The sequence below is a fragment of the Sphingomonas sp. CCH10-B3 genome, from assembly GCF_001556185.1.
GTDB classification, from domain to species: Bacteria; Pseudomonadota; Alphaproteobacteria; order Sphingomonadales; family Sphingomonadaceae; genus Sphingomonas; species Sphingomonas aquatica.
In genome coordinates, this window is sequence record NZ_LSIJ01000069.1 from 1 (window position 1) to 15,816 (window position 15,816).

The window sequence follows — 15,816 nt, forward strand, 5'->3', positions numbered from 1 at the left end:
CCATGCGATCATCTCAATCTACACCAGAAATTACACCACGAGCGCGGACGCTAACGACTTCCCGGTCTGCGGCCTCGTGGAACTTCGGCGCGGCTCACCTCGAATGGGAGCCGCTGGAAGTCGGCACGGGTGATACCCTCCTTGTTTCGGCACAAGTGCGCGGAGTGCCGGCGCGGGCGGTGCTCGACAGTGGCAGCGGCGCGTCGATCATGAGCACGGCGCTCGCGGCGAAGCTCGGCTTGAACAATGGTGAGCGGCGCATGATTAGCGGGCTGAGCGCCAAGGCCCCGGTGCTGCTGGTCCGCGACATCGACGTACAGCTCGCCCGCGAAACCCGTCGCTTACCCTTTGCCGTTGTTGGTGATCTGAGTTCAGTGTCGGCGGCCTTCGGACGACCGATCGACGTTCTCCTCGGTGCCGATATGTTCACGGGCAGCTGCATCGCGCTCGATTTCGCGAACAGGCGTATGGCGGTCGTCAAGTCAGGCACGTTTCTCGCCGGCCCCGACTGGCGCGCTGTCGCGCTCGGACGCGGTGCCAAGCAGGAGCTGTTCATCCGGGCCTCCGTCGAGGGCCTGTCTCCCGTGCCCTTGATGATCGATCTTGGCAGCTCGGCCGCGCTGATGCTCTCGTCGGCCTATGCCCGCGATCAAGGGCTGTTGAACGGGAAGCTCGTCTCGACCGCGGCGATCGGCGGCGTCGATGGTGTGCGTATCAACGATGCTTTCACGATCCAGAACATCAACATCGAAGGGCTTGGCGTCTCGAACGTCCCCACACTCGGGATGAGAGCTTGGCTCTCCACCAGCACGGTTGGCAATGTCGGCCTACCGCTGATCGCTCAATTCGACGTGGTGTTCGACGTGACCGCCGGATTCGTGTGGCTCCGGCCACTCGGTCCTCGTCGTCGCCTGCCGATGCTGAAGGACCGTAGCGGCCTTGGCCTCGCAGCCTCACCAACGGCGCTCACCGTTGTTCATGTGGCGGCGAACAGTCCCGCGGAAAAGGCTGGCTGGGCGGTCGGCGACCGGATCGTGGCGGTGAACGGCCATTCGATCGATGCGAACTATACGCGTGGGGAGCTCTGGCAAGTGCGCTCCCGGCCTGCTGGCACCCTCGTAAAGCTGACGATGGCCTCGGGTGATGTGCGCGAGCTCAGGCTGGCCGATTATTATTGATCGGCTTGAGGGTGGCCTTTGCCGATCGCCTTCATGATCCGACAATCGGCCATGCGCGCCTTGGTGCAGCTCTGGCTGAGCATTGCCAACTCATCCCGCAACACCGCGAGTTGCGCCAGTCTCTCCTCCACATCCTTGAGGTGCTGAGCAGCGATAGCTGAGGCGGCACCACAATCCTGGTCCGGGTTCTGCGCCAGCCCCATCAACGAACGGATCTCGTCGACGGAGAAGCCAAGCCGGCGACCGTTGCGGATGAAGTGCAAACGCTCAATGTCACTGGCATCGTAGGTTCTGCGACCCGACGCCGTGCGAGGGGCGGATCGGAGCAACCCGATCGACTCATAAAAGCGGATCGTCGTCACCTTCGTCGAGGTCTCGCTGGCGAGCTGCCCAATCATCACCGGCTTCATCATGCCATCCTTGCTTATGCGAACGTGTCGCACATTTCGCTTGCTTCTACAGCGACTGGAGGTGGTAAGGAAGGCCGCATGAATGCTTCTACCGAAAGCTGCGGGTGCCACGGGGAGCCCGCGCGCGCGCAAACCGATCCGGCCTATCGCCGTGCGCTGCTGACCGTCGTGGTGCTCAACCTCGGCTTCGGAGTCGCCGAGCTGTTCGGCGGGTTCATCGCCGATAGCCAAGCGCTGAAAGCGGATTCCCTCGATTTTCTCGGGGACGGGTCGATCAGCCTTATCGGTCTTCTCGCGCTTGCCTGGTCCGCACGGGCGAGGGCAAAGGTCGCGCTGACGCAGGGGTTGTTTCTCGGTGCGCTTGGCGTGGGCGTAATCGGTTTCGCGATTTGGCGCGCCCTGAACGCAACCGCGCCGGATGCCGAACTGATGGGCACAATCGGCGTTGTCGCGCTCGCGATCAATGTCGTGTCCGCCTTGGTGCTTGCGCGTTTCCGGGAAGGGGACGCCAATGTTCGCGCGATCTGGCTGTTCAGCCGCAACGACGCGCTCGCCAATGTCGCGGTGATCGCCGCGGCCGGTCTGGTGGCGTGGACAGGAAGCGCCTGGCCGGACCTCGCCGTCGCCGGCCTCATCGCCCTCCTGTTCCTCCACTCCGCTTATGAAATCGTCACTGGCGCTCGGCGCGAACTGGGAGAGCGGTAGTGCGTCTGCTCACCTTGATCCGGGCAATGCTCTCGCTGCGGCTGCTCGCCGCGCTCGCTGCGCTGCTGATCCCTGCTGCGGCATTCGCCGAACCCGGCGACGTGCAAACCGCATGGCGGCTGCTCGACTATATGGCCGTCGATTATGGAGGCGCGGTCGCGAACGGTCGGATCAAGAGCGCGTCGGAATACGCCGAAATGAATGAGTTTGCCGCGTCGGTCTCGACACGGCTTCAAGGCCTGCCGGCGAAGCCGGAGCGCCAAGCCCTCATTCAGCGGGCCGCCAACCTCCAAGCGGTAATCGCGGAAAAGGGATCGACTGAACAGGTGGCAACACTGGCGCACGGGCTCGCGGCCGATCTGCTGCGCGCCTACCCGGTGCCGCTCGCGCCCGATAAGGCTCCGAACCTCGTCTCCAGCGATGCACTGTTCCGACAATCCTGCGCGTCCTGCCACGGGATGACGGGCAACGGCCGTGGCCCTGACGCCGCCAAGCTCGCTACGCCCCCGATTGCTTTCACCGATGCCGAGCGCGCGCGCCAGCGCAGCGTGTTCGCGCTCTATCAGGTGGTGACGCAAGGCATCGACGGGACCGCGATGCAGAGCTTCGCCGATCTGCCCAACGATCAGCGCTGGGCGTTAGCATTCCGAGCCGGGAGCTTCGCCTTCACGGATGCGCAGGCGCGCGACGGCGAGCGGCTTTGGAAATCCGACCCGACCCTTCGCCGGCGCATTCCGGACCTGAAAACCCTGGTCGCGCTCACCCCGGCCGCGCTCGGCGCGGCGATCGGCGACGCCAAGGCTGACGCCGTGCTCGCGTTCCTGCGTCGTCATCCCGAACAGGTGATACAACAGGCTCCCGGCTCGCTCGCGGTCGCCCGCGCCAAACTCGCCGAAAGCGTGGCGGCTGCGCGGCGCGGCGATGCGCGCATGGCGAAAGAGCTGGCGCTGTCGGCCTATCTCGATGGGTTCGAGCCGATCGAGCCAACACTCACCGCGCGCGACGCGACGCTGATGGGTCGAATCGAGGGCGCGATGGGGGAGTTCCGCGCCTCGATCGACCGGGGCGCGTCGCCCGATGATCTCGCGGAGAAGGTCGCAGTACTGGGCGGCCTTTTCGACGATGCGGAAGCGGCGCTCGCGCCTGATGCCGCCACCGAAGCGTCCACGTTCCTGGGCGCGTTCACGATCCTGCTGCGTGAAGGGCTCGAAGCCCTGCTCATCGTTGTCGCCATGATCGCGTTCCTGCGTAAAGCCGAGCGCGGCGAGGCGCTGCGGTACGTGCATGGCGGCTGGGTCAGCGCGATCATCGCGGGCGGGATCACCTGGGCGGTCGCCACCTATGCGATCGGGATCAGCGGTGCGAGCCGGGAGCTGACGGAAGGGTTTGGCTCGCTGTTCGCCGCGGTCGTGCTGCTCTCGGTCGGGATTTGGATGCACGGCAAGGCGCAGGCCGATCAGTGGCAGCGCTATATTCGCGAGAAGATGTCGCGGGCGCTCTCGGGCGGGTCGGGCTGGTTCCTGTTCGGGCTGGCGTTCGTCGTAGTTTATCGCGAGGTCTTCGAGACGATCCTGTTCTATGCCGCGCTTTCGGCGCAAGGTGACAACGGGATGCTTCTCGCGGGGGCCGGGTCGGCGATTGGACTGCTCAGCCTGATCGCTTGGGCCATGCTTCGCTACAGTCGCAAGCTGCCGATCGCGCAGTTCTTCCGCTATAGCTCCTGGCTCATGGCGGTCCTGACCGTCGTGCTGGCGGGTAAAGGCGTCGCCGCGCTCCAGGAAGCCGGCCTTATCAACATCGCACCGCTCGCGGACGTGCCACGGCTGTCGATGCTCGGCGTGTTTCCCACTTGGCAATCGGTGCTGGCGCAACTCCTGATGGCGGTCGCCATTGCGGTCGGGTTCGCCTGGAACGGGCGCGACCGATCCCGCTCGGGTTCCGGCTCAGTGACCCTTGGTTCGAATTAGTGCAATGACATGAAAACCCTTCCGTGATAGAGGCAAGCTAGTGCGAGCCTTTTTGCCTTTCCTGACATGCCTGATGCTGGTCCTGACCAGCTTCTCCGGCATGGCCCATGCCGCCGATCTGGCGGGGGGAAGCATCGCGGGCGTTGAGTTCACGGTCCATACCGCCGGTGACATCGATCAGGTGCCATCGGACTCGGACAAGAATGTCCCGCATCATCACAATTATTGTCACGGACACGACGTCGGCGCGCCTGCGCGCACGACGATGGAATATACCCCCGTCCTCACAGTGCCCAAGCCGACAATCTCCGCCTCTGCGTCGCTCGACGGCCGCACCGGCATGGTCCATTTGAGGCCCCCCCAAGCCTGACGTCCGATTTGGGCGTGCGTTGGCGCGCCCCTGTCGATCATCGTCAGGAGTCCTATTTTCATGAATCGTATCCTCGCGGCCATGCTGGCCGCAGCGTCTTGCGCCACGATGGCGCAGGCGCAGGTCGGACCGTCCGCGCCTGTTGCGCAGGATGCGCCGGTCTACACGCTTGACCAAGCGGTCAGTGCAGCGGGCGGTTCGGCCCCTGCTGCGGAAGCGGCGACAGCTGGAATCGACGCGGCCCGTGCAGGTCGCACAGTCGCCGGCTTGCGGCCCAATCCGGTGGTTCAAGGCCAAGTCGAGAATGTCATCGGCTCCGGGCCGTATCGGGGGGTCCGCAGCGCGGAAACCACGGTCGGCTTTGCGATCCCGATCGAGCTAGGCGGCAAGCGCGGCGCCCGCGTCGCGGTCGCCAATGCGCAATTGTCCCGGGCCGAGATCCAGGCCGCGATCATCGCGGCGGATGTCCGGCTTCAGGTAACGCAGCTCTATGTCGAAGCGGTCGCGGCCGATCGCCGGGTAATGACAGCCCGCGATCAGGCCCGGATCGCCAGCGATGCGCTGCGGGCCGCGAGCGTTCGCGTGCAGGCAGGGCGGGCATCGCCACTCGAGCAACAGCGCGCGGATGTCGCGCGTATCAATGCCGACGCCAATGTGGAGCGGCAGCTTCGCTTGGCCGAGGCGGCCCGCGCCAATCTGGCGCGTCGGATCGGACGGCCGATCGACGGCCTGCTCGATGACACGCTGCTCGATCGCCTTCCCGATGTGAACGTCTATGGGCCGTTGGCACCGGTCAACACGACCGGCACACTCGCGCTGGCGGCAGCCAACGCGGATTTCTCCATTGCCGAAGCCGGCGTGCGGCTCGCGCGCGCCAATCGCGTGCCTGACCTGAACGTCGGGCCGTCGATCCGCCGCCTGGAAGCGACCAACGACATGGCGGCGGTGTTCAGCGTGTCGATCCCGATCCCGGTGTTCAACAATGGTCGCGCCGCGATTGCGCAGGCGACCGCGCAGCGGACCCAGGCGGATGCGCAGCGCCGCGTGACCGCGCTCGACATCGAACAGGCGATCACGGACGCGCAGGCGCAGGCGGCCAATGCCGCAACGACGGCTCGTGCGGCGTCGGGGCCGGCGCTGGCGGCTGCACAGGAGGCCGCCCGCATCGCGCGGATCGGCTATCGCGAGGGCAAGTTCGGCCAGCTCGAATTGCTCGATGCTGAACGCACGCTCGCCGAAACGCGGGTCGCCGCGATCGACGCGCTTGCCAATTACCAGAATGCCCGCGCGCAAGTGGAGCGACTGACCGCTCGTGCGCCCAATGGGGGGAATCAGTGATGAAGAGCTTTTATCTCGCGGGCGCGGCGTCGCTCGCCCTGCTCTTGGCTGCCTGCGGCGGCAAGGATGGCGGAAACGAGGCAACTGCCGAAGGCGCAGCTGCCAATGAGACGGCAGCGGGCACGGAAAAGGGCGGTGCTGAAGGCGGTCATGCCGGTGAAGGCGTCGTCACATTGGGTGCCGACCAGATCGCCACAGCGGGCGTCCAGGTCGGACGGCCGATCATCGGCGGGGCCGGGACGATCGAGCTGCCCGCGATCATCGAGGGCGACCCACAGGGAACGCAGGTCGTCTCGGCCGCAATTGCGGGACGCGTGGTCGCGCTCACCCGTAACCTCGGCCAATCGGTCGGACGCGGCCAGACCATTGCGGTCATCGAAAGCCGCGAGGCGGCGCAGATCAAGGGCGAGGTCGAGGCGGCGCGGGCGCGGCTTCAGCTCGCTAATTCGAACCTCGCGCGCGAACAGCGGCTGTTCGCGCAGAGAGTCTCCCCTGAACAGGATCTGATCGCCGCCCGCACAGCGGCGACGGAGGCGCGGATCGCCCTGACGCAGGCGCAGAGCATGGTTTCGGCGGCGGGTGTCGGCGGCGGCGGGCTCAACCGGCTCGGCATTGCCGCGCCGATCTCGGGCCAGATCATTGCGCGCCCCGTGACGCTGGGACAAACGGTCGCGGCGGATGCCGAACTCTATCGCATCGCCAACCTGAGCCAGGTGTCGATCGCGCTTAATCTCAAGCCCGAGGATGCGGGCCGGGTGCGTCCCGGCAATACGGTGCTGGTGAAGGCGGCAGGCCGTCAGGCGACCGCCCGCGTGACCTTCGTGTCGCCGGCGCTTGATCCGCAGACGCGGCTCGTGCCTGCGCTCGCCACCCTCGACAATCGCGGTGGCGAATGGCGGGTCGGCGAGCCTGTGACGGCAGCCGTGCAGCTCACGGGCAGCGGCGGGAGCGGGGCGGTCCGCGTGCCGACGACGGCGGTCCAGAGTTTCGAGGGCAAGTCGGTCGTGTTCGTGCGCACGCCCACCGGCTTCAAGGCGACCCCGGTCCAGCTCGGCGATGCGTCGGGCGACACGGTGATCGTCCGGTCGGGCCTGACCGGCAACGAACAGATCGCCACCACCGGAAGTTTCACGCTCAAGGCCGAGATCGGCAAGGGCGAAGCGAGCCACGAGGATTAAGCCATGATCGCCCGTATCGTAACCTGGGCGGTCGAGAAGCGCTGGCTAGTCCTGCTCCTCACCGTCATCGTCGCCGCCATCGGCGCCTTTTCCCTCTACCGGCTACCGATCGACGCGGTGCCGGACATCACCAACAATCAGGTCCAGATCAACGTCCGCGCGCCTGCCCTCTCGCCCGAGCTGGTCGAGAAGCAGGTGTCGTTTCCAATCGAAACCGCGCTCGCCGGCACCCCCGGCCTGGAATATACGCGCTCGTTGAGCCGCAACGGCTTCGCGCAGATCACGGCGGTCTTTTCGGACGCGACGGACATCTATTTCGCCCGCCAGCAGGTGGGCGAGCGTCTGCGGGGCGTGCAAGAGAATCTGCCCGACGGCGTGAACCCTGAAATGGGTCCGATCGCGACAGGCCTGGGCGAGGTGTACATGTACACCGTTCGTCTCGATCATCGCGAGGACGACAAGCACAAGCCCGGTGAACCGGGCCAACAGCCCGATGGCAGCTACATCACGCCAGAGGGCGAGCGACTGACGACCGAAGAGGACAAGGCGACCTACCTGCGCACCGCGCAGGACTGGATCGTGACGCCGCTTCTGAAGACCACACCGGGCCTCGCCGGTGTCGACTCGATTGGCGGTTACGCCAAGCAGTTCCTCGTCGTGCCCGACGTGCAGAAGCTGGCCTCGCTCGGCATCACGCTGACGGACCTGGGAAATGCGCTGGAGCGCAATAACACCAGCGTCGGCGGTGGCTTCGTCAATCGCAATGGCGAAGGTCTGGCTGTTCGCTCGGATGCGCTCGTTCGCAATGCCAGCGAGTTGGCCAGGACCGTGATCGCGACACGTAACGGCGTGCCGATCACGGTAGAACAAGTTGCGACTGTGAAGACGGGTCAGGCGATCCGCATGGGTTCGGCATCGGAGAACGGTACCGAAGTCGTCGTCGGCACGGCGATCATGCGGATCGGCGAGAACAGCCGCATCGTGTCGACCGCGGTCGCTGAGAAACTGAAGACGATCAACGCTTCGCTGCCTCCTGACGTCGTAATTCAGCCGGTGCTGAACCGCACCGAGCTGGTCAATTCGACGATCAAGACGGTCGCGAAAAACCTGTCCGAAGGCGCGGTGCTGGTCATCGTCGTGCTCTTCCTGCTGCTCGGCAACTTCCGTGCGGCCCTGATCGCGGCGTTGGTCATCCCGATCACCATGATGCTGACAGGCTTTGGTATGCTGCGCGCTGGGGTCTCGGCCAATCTGATGAGCCTTGGGGCTTTGGACTTCGGTCTGATCGTCGACGGCGCCGTCATCATCGTTGAAAACGCGCTGCGAAGGCTTGCCGAGCAACAGCATCATGAAGGCCGATTGCTGAGCGTCAAGGAAAGGCTCGCGACCGTGGCAGCCGCCGCGCGCGAGATGATCCGGCCCTCGGTCTACGGACAGGCGATCATCATCCTCGTCTACGTGCCGCTACTCACGCTGACCGGCGTGGAGGGCAAGACGTTCGTGCCGATGGCGCTCACCGTCATCATCGCGCTCGGCTTCGCCTTCATCCTGTCGCTCACCTTCGTCCCCGCCATGATCGCGATCTGGCTGTCCAAAAAGGTGGAGGAGAAGGACGGCCGCATCATCACATGGCTGAAGAAGCGCTACGAACCCGGTCTCGACCGGGCGATGAAGCGCCCGACCCTGACGATCGGGGCGGGTGTCGGCAGCCTTGTGGTGGCGGCGCTTGCCTTCACCACGCTCGGCTCGGTGTTCCTGCCGCAGCTCGATGAAGGCGATCTGCTCATCCAGTCGCTCCGCATCCCGGCAACGTCGGTCCAGCAGAGTCAGGCGATGCAGGTGCCGATCGAGAGGATGATGTCGAAGCAACCGGAGGTGGCGTTCGTCTATTCAAAGACGGGCACCGCCGAGCTGGCGGCCGACCCGATGCCGCCGAACGCGACCGACATGTTCGTCATCCTGAAGCCGCGGAAGGACTGGCCGAACCCCGACCTTCCCAAGGAGGAGCTGGTAAGTCGGATCGAGGGTAATCTCGCGAAGTTCCCGGGCAATGCCTATGAGATCACCCAGCCCATCCAGATGCGCTTCAACGAGCTGATCGCCGGCGTTCGCGGCGATATCGCGGTGAAGGTATTCGGCGACGACTTCACACAAATGAACCGGACGGCCGAGCAGGTTGCTGCGGTGCTGCGCAAGACGCAGGGCGCAGCGGACGTGAAGGTCGAGCAAACGACGGGCCTGCCCATGCTCGACATTCGCGTCAATCGCGACGCAATGGCGCGTCTGGGCGTCACTGCCCAAGATGTGCAGGACATCGTCACCGCGACAATCGGCGGGCGCACCTCGGGCCAGATCTTCGAGGGCGATCGGCGCTTTCCGGTCGTGATACGGCTCTCTGAAGCGCAACGGGCGGACATCGGCCTTCTCGAACAGGTGCAGGTGCCGTTGGCGGGGGGTGGCTATGTGCCGCTTTCGAGCGTCGCCGACATCAAGGTGGTCGATGGTCCCAACCAGATCAGCCGCGAGAACGGGAAGCGTCGCGTGGTGGTGCAAGCCAATGTGCGCGGTCGCGACGTCGGCAGTGTCGTTGCGGACGCGCAGGCGGCGATCGGTAGCCAGGTTCGGCTGCCCGCTGGTGCCTATCTCGAATGGGGCGGCCAGTTCGAGAACCTGCAATCGGCAAGCGAACGTCTGAAGCTGGTCATTCCGGCCTGCTTCATCCTGATCCTGTTGCTCCTCTACGGGGCATTGGGATCGGTCCGCGATGCCGCGATCGTCTTCACCGGCGTGCCCTTCGCGCTGGTGGGCGGCGTTCTGCTGCTGTTCCTGCGGGGCATGGACTTCTCGATCTCGGCGGCGGTTGGCTTCATCGCCTTGTCGGGCATCGCGGTCCTCAACGGCCTCGTGATGGTCAGCTCGATCCAGGACCTGATCCGGTCGGGGCTATCGCGCGAAGAGGCGGCCCATGTCGGCGCAATGCAGCGTCTGCGGCCCGTCGTCATGACCGCGCTCGTCGCCAGCCTCGGCTTCGTGCCGATGGCGCTTGGCGAAGGCGCGGGCGCGGAGGTGCAGAAGCCATTGGCGACCGTCGTCATCGGCGGCCTGATCTCGGCAACGCTGCTGACGCTGTTCGTGCTGCCGACGCTCTACGCCCGGTTCGGGCAGAAAGTGATCGAGAAGCCCGAGCACTACAATGAGGAGCATGAAGGGGACGACCACGGTCAGACCTTCGTGAACGACTTGGCCTGAAGGGTGAGCGGGGCGATCCGCGATCGCCCCGCTCATCTCTGGGAGATGGGGATATGCCTCGCACCATAACCAGCTCAATGCTTCACGGCGGGCCACTGCGGATCTGGTCGGCGATCACCGATCCGGATCATCGTCGGGCTTGGAGTCCGCTCGTATTCCTCGACAACCCGTGCCAGCTTGGCGAGACGGAATGTACCTTCGCGATCCAGGGCATCACCCGACCAATTCGGACGCCAGCACGGATTGATCGATTCGATAAGCCGCACGCCTTCGCTTGGTCCTGCGGCATCCCTTATCTGTTCACGCTCGAAGAGCGGTACGAGCTGGCAGGGGACGACGGTGGCACCAGGCTAACACATAGCTGCACGCTGCGCGGGGCGCTGTCTTTGCCGTTCGCGGCGATGATGTTGCGTCGCCTGCGGTCCCTGATGATCGAGGCTGACGATCGCCTCGCAACCTATCTGCGCTGGCGGGTGGGTCAGCCTGCCCGTGGGATCAATCGTCAGCGCGTCCCCTCCCGGTACAGGAGGAAGGCGCGATGACGCCGTTGAAGCGGGTTCTGCCCGCCCTCATCCTCGTTATCGGGCTGGCGGCTTGCACGGAAAGCAAGCCGCCAGCCCCGCCAACGGAGCAGCAAATCCATTCGTCCGACAGCGCCGTGGCGACCGGGGAAATGGGGCGCCATCCCTATCGCTGTTCCGACGGGGAACCGCTGTTCGTCGACTACAAGGACAACGGCCTGCAGATCGATTTGCGGCGCTCCAGCAGCGCCGTGCCCATGACGCTGACCGCGCCAGCGCAGGGCCTCCAATATGTCGGCGAGACAGCCACCGCGACCTTCAAGGGGTCGCAGCTCACCATCGTGGAAGGCGAAGGCCGCACGCGGACCTGCGAACGGGAGGGCACCCGATGAACCGTCCTGTCTTCCGACACGTCGCACTGCAACGGGAGAGAAACGATGTCTGACACGTCGATCTCGAATGTGATGGCCATTCGCGCCGAAGTGATCGCGCGAAGCCGCGCCTTGCGCGAGGCGCAGCCGACGGCACCGCCCGGCGTGACGCCGACCGCTCCAGCCTCAACCTTTGCCGACACCCTCAATGCCGTGGTGGCGAAGGTCAACGAGACCCAGGAGCAGGAGGATGTCGTCACCGAAGCATATGAACGGGGCGAAACCACCGACATTGCGACCGTCGCGCTCATCCAGAGCCGTGCATCCATTACGTTCGAGGCGACGCTGCAAGTCCGGAACAAGCTGCTGTCTGCATATCGAGACATCATGAACATGCCGATCGGATGACGATCGCGGAGATAACTAAGGCGGTATTGGTATGATTGTCGGCACAAGGCCACGATTTACGCAGATTATTGTCGAGGTTTGGAAGCCCCTCACGATCCTGTTCGTGTGGGACGTGGCGGTGACGGCATTCCACATGATGACCCCGATCAAGGAACCGCCTTTGCCGACGGCGCTGTTCGGCACTGCCATCGCGCTCTTCATGGGGTTTCGGACCAACGCCGCTTATGCACGCTGGTGGGAAGCGCGAACTCTTTGGGGCGCGCTCATCAATTCCTCGCGCAGTCTGGCCCGGATCACGCGCAGCCTGACCAAGGGGGAACCCGAGGGCAGTGAGATACGGCACCACATCATCCTGAGGCAGATCGCCTTTGCGCACTCGATGCGCTGCCAGCTTCGCCGACAGTCGCCCTATGAAGAAATTGCCCGGGTCGCCGGAACGGAGGTCGCCGATATGGCGGTCACTCGCCTGAACCCTGCCAATGCGCTCTTGGAGGACATATCGGGCATTTACGCTGACGCGCTCGCGGAAGGTCGGATCACCGAGATCCAGCAGGCAACTGTGGAGCGCGTCCTGATCGACATCGCCAATGCGCAGGGCGGCATGGAGCGGATCAAGAACACGCCGCTGCCCAATGGCTTTCGGTTCTTCCCGAACCTCTTCACGCGTGTGTTCTGCGTGCTGCTCCCGATCGCGCTGGTCGAATCCCTGGGCCTTGCCACGCCGATCGGATCGACGCTGATCGGACTCGTCTTCCTCGCGGTGCTGAGCATCGGCGAGGATCTGACCGATCCGTTCGCCAATAGCGTCCACGATGTCCCGCTCACGGCCATGTGCCGCACGATCGAGATCGACCTTCTCCAAACCGCGGGACTTCCGGCCCCCGAGCCGCTGACACCTGATCACGGGGTGCTGTGGTGATGGGCATGCGCGCCTTGCTGCATCTGCCCGGGCTCACGATCGCGCGCGTTGGCGCCGTTCTCGTCACCGGCGTGATTGTAGGGGCGTGCAACCCGGCTCCGAGCGAACCTGTCGAACCGGCTCATGACAAGCGTGTGACGCCAAGGCTGATCGCGCAGCGCATCATGTATTGCGACGACGGCACCCGCGCCGATGTCGACTTCATCGACGACGGCCTGAAGATGGCCGTCACCTGGCTGCCGAAGGGCAGGACCGAGATCCTGCGCGCCCAGCGAACCGGTGATGAATTTCGCGGCAACCAGTCACGGGCGGTCGTGGCGGGCGGGGCGATCGCCTTCATGCGGCGCGGGAAAATCCACGTCTGTCACCGAACCCCGGAGGGATCATAGGATATGCAGGCACTGCTTTACACGCTTGCGCCTGTGCTGGCGGTCGTAATCGGCGCGATCATCGCGAGCCGCACAAAGTTAAATCCTGGCCTCGTGGCGGGGCTACAGCATCTTGCTGCCGGCGTCGTGTTCGCGGCGGCAGCGACTGAAATCCTGCCGCAGGTCAAGCATGAGGCTTCGCCCAGCGCGACGTTGATCGGCGGGGCGGCGGGCGTCGTAACGATGCTGGGTCTCAAGGCTTTCGAGGCCCGCTTCAAGGGGCCGATGGCGCTGCTCGCCGCGATCGGCATCGACATCCTGGTCGATGGCCTGGTGCTCGGCCTTGCGTTCGTCGCGGGCGAGAAGGCGGGATTTCTGCTGACGATCGCGCTGACACTCGAAGTGCTCTTCCTGGGTCTGACACTGACCAACGAGCTGGCGGAAACCTATCGCTCGCGCCTGCGCATCATCGTGATCGTCTCGGCCTTGGCGCTGCTGCTGCCGATCGGCGCGCTCGCTGCCGTTCCTGTCGCCACGCTCTCGCCGGTAATGGTCGCTGGCTTCCTGAGCTTTGGGCTGATGGCGCTGCTCTACCTCGTCACGGAAGAGCTGCTGGTTGAGGCGCACGAGAAGCCTGACACCCCGCTCATCAGCTCGATGTTCTTCGTAGGGTTCCTCGCCCTCCTGACGCTCGAGGAGATCATGGGATGAATGCGAGCAACGACAACGCGGGCACGCAGGAGCGTCGCACGCTCTGGATCGTGCTGCTGCTGAACGCAGCAATCGCAGCGGGCTTTTTCGTATCCGGCGCGTTCGCCGATTCAAGTGCGCTCATCGCCAACGGCGTCGACAATCTGTCCGACACCGCCGTTTACGCTCTCAGCCTCGTCGCGCTGACCCACGGTAAGACGTGGAAGACGCGCGCCGCGATCGCATCGGGGGTAATGCTGCTGATCTTTGCGGGCGGCATCCTGATCGATGTCGGGCGACGCTATGTGCAGGGGAGCGAGCCGATCGGACCGACCATGATGGTCATGTCGGCGATCGCCGGCGTCGTAAACTACCTCTGCCTGCGGCTGCTCCAGCGGCTCAAGGATCCGGACGTTAACCTACGGGCCGCCACCACCTTCAGCTTCAATGACTTCATTTCCAATGGCGGCATCCTGATCGCGGGCGTGCTGGTGCTGTGGCTGGGCACCAACTGGCCGGACCTTCTGGTCGGCTTCGCTACCGCCATCATCGCCATCAAGGGCGGTGTCGAAATCCTGCGCGACGCGCGCGCCGAAACCAAGAAAAGCGAAAGGAGGTCGTCATGAACGACAAGCTCGAACTCGATATTCCAGTATTGTTGCCGGACCTTCCTGACGCGGCCGACGCTTGCCTGGACCGTCTCGTATCAACCCTGTCAAAGCGCGAAGGCGTCGAGCGGGCGCATGTGATCTGCCTCGACGGCGACACGCCGGCGGCCCTGTGCATCCATTTCGACGCTGCCAAGCTGCCGCTGCCGCGCTTGCGCGAGATGGTGCGCGCCGCGGGCGCCGAAATCACCGAACGCTACGGCCATGCGATCTGGCAGGTGACGGGGATCAGCCACGAGCGTCGGGCGCGCACCGTCAGTGACGCGCTATGCGCGCTGCCGGGCGTGGTGCAGGCGAGTGCCAGTACCAGTGGGTCTGTCCGGGTTGAATATGACCGCCGCGAGACCACCGAAGAGGAGGTGCGTTCGGCGCTTCGCAAGTTGAAGGTCCGGGTGGGCAAGCGGGTCGCCGCCGACGACCATGCCGGCCATGACCATGGTCCCGGTGGGCACGGGGCGGGCGAGGAGAAACACGGTCCTGGCGACGGTCACGACCATAGCCATGCCGATTTTCTTGGTCCCAACACCGAGTTGATCTTTGCGCTCGCTTGCGGCGCGCTGCTGGGAATTGGCTACGCGATCGAGAAGCTGGCCACCGGTGCACCGGACTGGCTGCCGACCGCCTGCTACATCGCAGCCTATTTCTTCGGCGGGTTCTTCACGCTGCGCGAGGCAATCGACAATCTTCGGCTGAAGAAGTTCGAGATCGACACGCTGATGTTGGTTGCTGCCGCCGGCGCCGCTGCGCTGGGCGCATGGGCCGAAGGCGCGCTGCTGCTGTTCCTGTTCAGCCTTGGCCATGCGCTTGAGCATTACGCGATGGGACGCGCCAAGAAGGCGATCGAGGCGCTGGCGAAGCTCGCGCCCGAAACCGCGACCGTGCGACGTGACGGGCAGACCAGCGAAATCCCGGTCGAGGAGATGGTTGTCGGGGATATTGCTATCGTCCGACCAAACGAACGCCTTCCCGCCGATGGTTTCGTCATCACGGGCACGAGCGCGATCAACCAAGCCCCGGTGACCGGCGAGAGCATCCCGGTCGACAAGGTGCCGGTCGCGGACGCGGCAGCCGCCCGCGCCAAGCCCGATGCGGTCGAGGCGGAGAGCCGCGTCTTTGCCGGCACGATCAATGGCGGCGGCGCGATCGAGATCGAGGTGACGCGCCGATCCAACGAGTCCGCGCTCGCCAAGGTGGTGAAGATGGTGAGCGAGGCGGAGACGCAGAAGTCGCCGACGCAGCGCTTCACCGATCGGTTCGAGCGCATCTTCGTGCCCGCCGTCCTGATCCTGTCGGTGCTGCTGCTGTTCGCCTGGGTGGTCATCGACGAGCCGTTCCGCGACAGCTTCTATCGCGCGATGGCGGTACTGGTCGCAGCGAGCCCTTGCGCGCTCGCGATCGCGACGCCGAGCGCGGTCCTGTCCGGGGTCGGTACACAGAACGGACCCAGATATACGCTAAGGTTTTGCCGTGCCTTCG

General features: G+C 64.9%; 16 protein-coding genes. 15 read left to right on the forward strand and 1 reads right to left on the reverse strand.

All coding sequences use genetic code 11. From position 1 onward, the window contains the following. The first annotated feature begins 2 nt into the window (after nt 1-2). Entirely contained in the window at nt 3-1,178 is a 1,176-nt protein-coding gene (locus AX672_RS11910; protein ID WP_082730529.1) for an aspartyl protease family protein, read from the forward strand. On the opposite strand, the gene AX672_RS11915 is transcribed toward AX672_RS11910, so the two are convergent. Continuing rightward, nucleotides 1,172-1,588 (reverse strand): MerR family transcriptional regulator, encoded by a 417-nt coding sequence (locus AX672_RS11915; protein ID WP_004212867.1) that lies wholly within the window; start codon nt 1,586-1,588, stop codon nt 1,172-1,174. The genes AX672_RS11910 and AX672_RS11915 overlap by 7 nt on opposite strands. A gap of 78 nt (nt 1,589-1,666) precedes the next feature. Between AX672_RS11915 and AX672_RS11920 the strand changes: the two genes are divergently transcribed. The 14 genes from AX672_RS11920 to AX672_RS11985 form a co-directional block, all read left to right on the forward strand. Then, a complete protein-coding gene (locus tag AX672_RS11920; RefSeq protein WP_004212870.1) occupies nt 1,667-2,293 on the forward strand; it encodes a cation transporter in 627 nt (208 codons plus the stop codon). After that, nucleotides 2,293-4,260, forward strand: a complete 1,968-nt coding sequence (locus AX672_RS11925) for a cytochrome c/FTR1 family iron permease (RefSeq protein ID WP_066651687.1) — start codon at nt 2,293-2,295, stop codon at nt 4,258-4,260. Before AX672_RS11920 ends, AX672_RS11925 begins: the two co-directional genes overlap by 1 nt. Nucleotides 4,261-4,333: 73 nt before the next feature. Continuing rightward, the gene (locus AX672_RS11930; RefSeq protein ID WP_007406840.1) at nt 4,334-4,630 is read left to right on the forward strand and encodes a hypothetical protein; all 297 of its coding nucleotides are present in this window, start codon (nt 4,334-4,336) and stop codon (nt 4,628-4,630) included. Nucleotides 4,631-4,690: 60 nt separating this feature from the next. Continuing rightward, on the forward strand, nt 4,691-5,968 hold the full coding sequence (locus AX672_RS11935) for a TolC family protein (protein WP_013039111.1): 1,278 nt from the start codon (nt 4,691-4,693) through the stop codon (nt 5,966-5,968). Continuing rightward, nucleotides 5,968-7,146 carry an efflux RND transporter periplasmic adaptor subunit gene (locus tag AX672_RS11940; protein ID WP_004212877.1) on the forward strand — a complete coding sequence of 393 codons (1,179 nt, stop codon included), beginning with the start codon at nt 5,968-5,970 and terminating at the stop codon, nt 7,144-7,146. The genes AX672_RS11935 and AX672_RS11940 overlap by 1 nt, the downstream gene beginning before the upstream one ends. 3 nt (nt 7,147-7,149) lie before the next feature. Next, nucleotides 7,150-10,395, forward strand: coding sequence for an efflux RND transporter permease subunit (locus AX672_RS11945; protein WP_007406862.1), 3,246 nt, complete (start codon nt 7,150-7,152; stop codon nt 10,393-10,395). A gap of 53 nt (nt 10,396-10,448) precedes the next feature. Beyond that, a complete protein-coding gene (locus AX672_RS11950) occupies nt 10,449-10,937 on the forward strand; it encodes an SRPBCC family protein (protein ID WP_043060768.1) in 489 nt (162 codons plus the stop codon). Beyond that, complete coding sequence (locus tag AX672_RS11955; RefSeq protein WP_007406844.1) at nt 10,934-11,308, forward strand: hypothetical protein; 375 nt, start codon at nt 10,934-10,936, stop codon at nt 11,306-11,308. Before AX672_RS11950 ends, AX672_RS11955 begins: the two co-directional genes overlap by 4 nt. A 45-nt stretch (nt 11,309-11,353) precedes the next feature. Further along, nucleotides 11,354-11,695: a flagellar hook-basal body complex protein FliE gene (gene fliE / locus AX672_RS11960; RefSeq protein ID WP_007406845.1), complete on the forward strand. Its 342-nt coding sequence runs from the start codon at nt 11,354-11,356 to the stop codon at nt 11,693-11,695. A gap of 31 nt (nt 11,696-11,726) precedes the next feature. Beyond that, a complete protein-coding gene (locus AX672_RS11965) occupies nt 11,727-12,614 on the forward strand; it encodes a bestrophin family protein (protein WP_007406841.1) in 888 nt (295 codons plus the stop codon). 5 nt (nt 12,615-12,619) lie between these two features. Then, complete coding sequence (locus AX672_RS11970) at nt 12,620-13,003, forward strand: hypothetical protein (RefSeq protein WP_007406861.1); 384 nt, start codon at nt 12,620-12,622, stop codon at nt 13,001-13,003. Between the two features lie 3 nt (nt 13,004-13,006). Then, on the forward strand, nt 13,007-13,693 hold the full coding sequence (locus tag AX672_RS11975; protein WP_007406853.1) for a ZIP family metal transporter: 687 nt from the start codon (nt 13,007-13,009) through the stop codon (nt 13,691-13,693). After that, a complete protein-coding gene (locus tag AX672_RS11980) occupies nt 13,690-14,298 on the forward strand; it encodes a cation transporter (protein WP_007406859.1) in 609 nt (202 codons plus the stop codon). The genes AX672_RS11975 and AX672_RS11980 overlap by 4 nt, the downstream gene beginning before the upstream one ends. Beyond that, nucleotides 14,295-15,816: HAD-IC family P-type ATPase (locus AX672_RS11985; protein ID WP_168727456.1), on the forward strand; the 1,522-nt coding region annotated here is incomplete at its 3' end. The genes AX672_RS11980 and AX672_RS11985, both read left to right, overlap by 4 nt.

Bases quoted from the DNA above. Each gene is read 5' to 3' on its own strand.
- AX672_RS11910 (WP_082730529.1), top strand. From the start codon at position 3: ATGCGATCATCTCAATCTACACCAGAAATTACACCACGAGCGCGGACG.
- AX672_RS11915 (WP_004212867.1), bottom strand. From the start codon at position 1,588: ATGAAGCCGGTGATGATTGGGCAGCTCGCCAGCGAGACCTCGACGAAG.
- AX672_RS11920 (WP_004212870.1), top strand. From the start codon at position 1,667: ATGAATGCTTCTACCGAAAGCTGCGGGTGCCACGGGGAGCCCGCGCGC.
- AX672_RS11930 (WP_007406840.1), top strand. From the start codon at position 4,334: ATGCTGGTCCTGACCAGCTTCTCCGGCATGGCCCATGCCGCCGATCTG.
- AX672_RS11935 (WP_013039111.1), top strand. From the start codon at position 4,691: ATGAATCGTATCCTCGCGGCCATGCTGGCCGCAGCGTCTTGCGCCACG.
- AX672_RS11940 (WP_004212877.1), top strand. From the start codon at position 5,968: ATGAAGAGCTTTTATCTCGCGGGCGCGGCGTCGCTCGCCCTGCTCTTG.
- AX672_RS11945 (WP_007406862.1), top strand. From the start codon at position 7,150: ATGATCGCCCGTATCGTAACCTGGGCGGTCGAGAAGCGCTGGCTAGTC.
- AX672_RS11950 (WP_043060768.1), top strand. From the start codon at position 10,449: ATGCCTCGCACCATAACCAGCTCAATGCTTCACGGCGGGCCACTGCGG.
- AX672_RS11955 (WP_007406844.1), top strand. From the start codon at position 10,934: ATGACGCCGTTGAAGCGGGTTCTGCCCGCCCTCATCCTCGTTATCGGG.
- fliE (WP_007406845.1), top strand. From the start codon at position 11,354: ATGTCTGACACGTCGATCTCGAATGTGATGGCCATTCGCGCCGAAGTG.
- AX672_RS11965 (WP_007406841.1), top strand. From the start codon at position 11,727: ATGATTGTCGGCACAAGGCCACGATTTACGCAGATTATTGTCGAGGTT.
- AX672_RS11970 (WP_007406861.1), top strand. From the start codon at position 12,620: ATGCGCGCCTTGCTGCATCTGCCCGGGCTCACGATCGCGCGCGTTGGC.
- AX672_RS11975 (WP_007406853.1), top strand. From the start codon at position 13,007: ATGCAGGCACTGCTTTACACGCTTGCGCCTGTGCTGGCGGTCGTAATC.
- AX672_RS11980 (WP_007406859.1), top strand. From the start codon at position 13,690: ATGAATGCGAGCAACGACAACGCGGGCACGCAGGAGCGTCGCACGCTC.